The 3,114-nt window shown below is 67.6% G+C and carries 5 protein-coding genes; all 5 read left to right on the forward strand.

All coding sequences use genetic code 11. The features are described from left to right. The coding region (locus ACE5C1_RS01165; RefSeq protein WP_374942232.1) for a hotdog domain-containing protein at positions 1 to 180 on the forward strand (180 nt) is incomplete at its 5' end. After that, positions 177 to 1,379, forward strand: a complete 1,203-nt coding sequence (pcaF, locus tag ACE5C1_RS01170; protein ID WP_374942233.1) for a 3-oxoadipyl-CoA thiolase — start codon at positions 177 to 179, stop codon at positions 1,377 to 1,379. The genes ACE5C1_RS01165 and pcaF, both read left to right, overlap by 4 nt. A 69-nt stretch (positions 1,380 to 1,448) precedes the next feature. Continuing rightward, positions 1,449 to 2,441, forward strand: a complete 993-nt coding sequence (gene paaA, locus ACE5C1_RS01175) for a 1,2-phenylacetyl-CoA epoxidase subunit PaaA (RefSeq protein ID WP_374942234.1) — start codon at positions 1,449 to 1,451, stop codon at positions 2,439 to 2,441. Beyond that, a complete protein-coding gene (gene paaB, locus ACE5C1_RS01180; RefSeq protein WP_374942235.1) occupies positions 2,438 to 2,728 on the forward strand; it encodes a 1,2-phenylacetyl-CoA epoxidase subunit PaaB in 291 nt (96 codons plus the stop codon). Before paaA ends, paaB begins: the two co-directional genes overlap by 4 nt. Then, positions 2,728 to 3,114: Phenylacetic acid catabolic protein (locus ACE5C1_RS01185; RefSeq protein ID WP_374942236.1), on the forward strand; the 387-nt coding region annotated here is incomplete at its 3' end. The genes paaB and ACE5C1_RS01185, both read left to right, overlap by 1 nt.

A 3,114-nucleotide genomic window follows, 5' to 3' on the forward strand; every position in this document is an offset into this window, starting at 1 on the left:
TTCCTCAGCCCGGCGCGCGCGGGCGAGACGCTGATCGCCGAAGCGCGCGAGATTGCGCTGGCGGGGCGAAGCGGTGTGTACGCGGTGGAGATCAGGGCCGTCGACGGACGGCCCGTAGCAAATTTTCAGGGGCTGTCGCGAGCCGTCGGCGGCTCCATCCTGTCCGGAGACAAGCCATGAGCGAAGCTTTCATCTGCGATGCCGTGCGCACCCCCGTAGGTCGCTATGGGGGCAGCCTGGCGGAGGTTCGCCCCGACGATCTGGGCGCGGTGCCAATGCGGGCGTTGAAGGAGCGCAATCCCCAAGTCGACTGGGAAGCGCTGGACGACATCTATTACGGTTGCGCCAACCAGGCGGCCGAGGACAACCGCAACGTCGCGCGCATGTCGGCGCTGCTCGCCGGACTGGGCGAGAGCGCGCCGGGCACAACGGTGAACCGGCTCTGCGGCTCGGGCCTGGACGCGGTGACGATGGCGGCCCGCGCGATCCGCGCCGGCGAGGCCGAACTGATCATCGCGGGCGGTGTCGAAAGCATGACGCGCGCACCGTTCGTGATGCCCAAGGCGGAGTCGGCCTTTTCGCGCGCCAGCGCGGTGCATGACACGACGATCGGCTGGCGCTTCGTGAACAAAGCATTGAAGCGCCAGTTCGGGATCGATTCGATGCCCGAGACCGCCCAGAACGTCGCCGACGATTTCCAGGTCACGCGCACCGACCAGGACAAGTTCGCCGCCGAAAGTCAGCGCCGCGCCGCCGCCGCCCAGGCCTCCGGCCGGTTCGCCGCCGAGATCGTCGCTGTGCATGTCCCCCAGAAAAAGGGCGACCACCTGACCGTCGATCGCGACGAGCATCCGCGCGAAACCAGCGTCGACGCACTCGCCAGGCTGAAGCCGATCGTGCGTCCCGACGGCAGCGTCACCGCAGGCAACGCATCGGGCGTGAATGACGGCGCGGCGGCGCTGATCATCGCCAGCGAGGCGGCGATCACCAGGCATGGCCTGACGCCGCGCGCACGCATCATGGGCGGCGCGGTCGCGGGCGTGGCACCGCGGATCATGGGCATGGGCCCGGCGCCCGCCACGGAAAAGCTGCTGGCGCGGCTGGGCATGCGCATCGCCGAGGTCGACGTGGTCGAGCTGAACGAGGCGTTCGCGTCGCAGGGGCTGGCGGTCCTCCGCCGCCTGGGCCTCCCCGACGACGCCGAGCACGTCAACCCAAACGGCGGTGCGATTGCGCTCGGCCATCCGCTGGGCATGTCGGGCGCGCGGCTGGCGCTGACCGCGACGGAGGAACTGGGCCGACGAGACGCGCGCTACGCGCTGTGCACGATGTGCATCGGTGTTGGCCAGGGCATTGCGCTGATGATCGAGCGGGTCTGATAGGAATTGGTTGACCGAGCGGTCGACTAATCCTATATGGAGTTCGAAGCGGCAAGCGGAGCAAGCAGCATGTACACGACCGAGCTGAAGGGTGCAGAAGGCGCGAAGCTGGTCCCGATGGACCGCGAGGACCCGGCCATGGTGGCGGCCTTCGAGGCCCGCGTCGCGGCCGACGAGTTCATCGAGCCCAAGGACTGGATGCCGCAGGCATATCGCAAGACGCTGGTGCGCCAGATCTCGCAGCACGCGCACAGCGAGATCGTAGGCATGCTGCCGGAGGGCAACTGGATCACGCGCGCGCCATCTCTGCGCCGCAAGATGGTGCTGCTCGCGAAGGTGCAGGACGAGGCCGGGCACGGCCTGTATCTGTATTGCGCGGCGGAGACGCTCGGCACCAGCCGCGACGAGATGACCGAGGCGCTGCTGTCCGGCAAGGCGAAGTATTCCACCATCTTCAATTATCCGACGCTGACCTGGGCGGACATGGGCGCGATCGGCTGGCTGGTCGACGGTGCCGCGATCATGAACCAGGTGCCGCTCCAGCGCACCAGCTATGGCCCCTATGCGCGCGCGATGGTGCGGGTGTGCAAGGAGGAGAGCTTCCACCAGCGCCAGGGCTACGAGGTGATGATGGGCCTCGCCGCCGGCACGCCCGAGCAGAAGGCGATGGCGCAGAATGCCTTAAACCGGTTCTGGTGGCCGTCGTTGATGATGTTCGGCCCGCCTGACGAGAATTCGCCCAACACCGCGCAGTCGATGCGCTGGCGCATCAAGCGCGACACTAACGACGATCTGCGCCAGAAATTCGTCGACATCACCGTGCCGCAGGCCGAATATCTGGGCCTGACCGTGCCCGATCCCGACCTGAAGTGGAACGAGGACAAGGGCGGCTACGACTATGGCGCGATCGACTGGGACGAGTTCTACGCCGTCGTCCGCGGCGAGGGCCCGGTCGCCAAGGAACGCATGAAGGTGCGGCGCGACGCCTGGGAGAATGGCGCTTGGGTCCGCGAGGCTGCCGATGCATACGAAGCCAAGCGCGAAGCGCGGCTGGCGGCATGACGGCGCATCCCGACTGGCCGCTGTGGGAGGTCTTCCTCCGCTCCAAGGGAGGCCTCAGCCACAAGCACGTGGGGTCCGTCCACGCGCCCGACCCGGAGATGGCGATCCGCCATGCCCGCGACGTCTACACCAGGCGGCTGGAAGGCGTGAGCATCTGGGCGGTCCGGTCGAACGACATTGTGGCGTCCGATCCCGATCAGTCGGGCGAGCTGTTCGAGCCCGCCGAGTCGAAGGTGTACCGTCATCCGACCTTCTACGACATCCCCGACATCGTGAAGCACATCTGATGCCGTCGGTCTCCCAGTACGAACCCGACGTCGAAGCGGCCGCCGCGCGCGCTTCGCATGACGGCGCGTTCGACGCGCCTGACACGCTGCCTCACCAGGGCGCGCTCGTCGAATATCTGCTCCGGCTCGGCGACGACCCGATGATCTTGGGACAACGGCTGACCGAATGGTGCGGTCATGCGCCCGCGCTCGAGGTCGATCTCAGCCTCGCCAACATCGCCCTCGACCTGATCGGCCAGGCGAATCTGTTCCTGGGGCTCGCGGGCGAGATCGAGGGGCGCGGCCGCGATGCCGACAGGCTCGCCATGCACCGCGACGTGCTCGCCTACCGTAATGCGATCCTGGTCGAACAGCCGAACGGCGACTTCGCGCAGACGATCGCGAGA

This window comes from Sphingomonas sp., from assembly GCF_964263785.1.
Taxonomy (GTDB): domain Bacteria; phylum Pseudomonadota; class Alphaproteobacteria; order Sphingomonadales; family Sphingomonadaceae; genus Sphingomonas.

Excerpts from the sequence above, each read along its gene's own strand:
- pcaF (WP_374942233.1), top strand. The coding sequence starts at position 177 with ATGAGCGAAGCTTTCATCTGCGATGCCGTGCGCACCCCCGTAGGTCGC.
- paaA (WP_374942234.1), top strand. The coding sequence starts at position 1,449 with ATGTACACGACCGAGCTGAAGGGTGCAGAAGGCGCGAAGCTGGTCCCG.
- paaB (WP_374942235.1), top strand. The coding sequence starts at position 2,438 with ATGACGGCGCATCCCGACTGGCCGCTGTGGGAGGTCTTCCTCCGCTCC.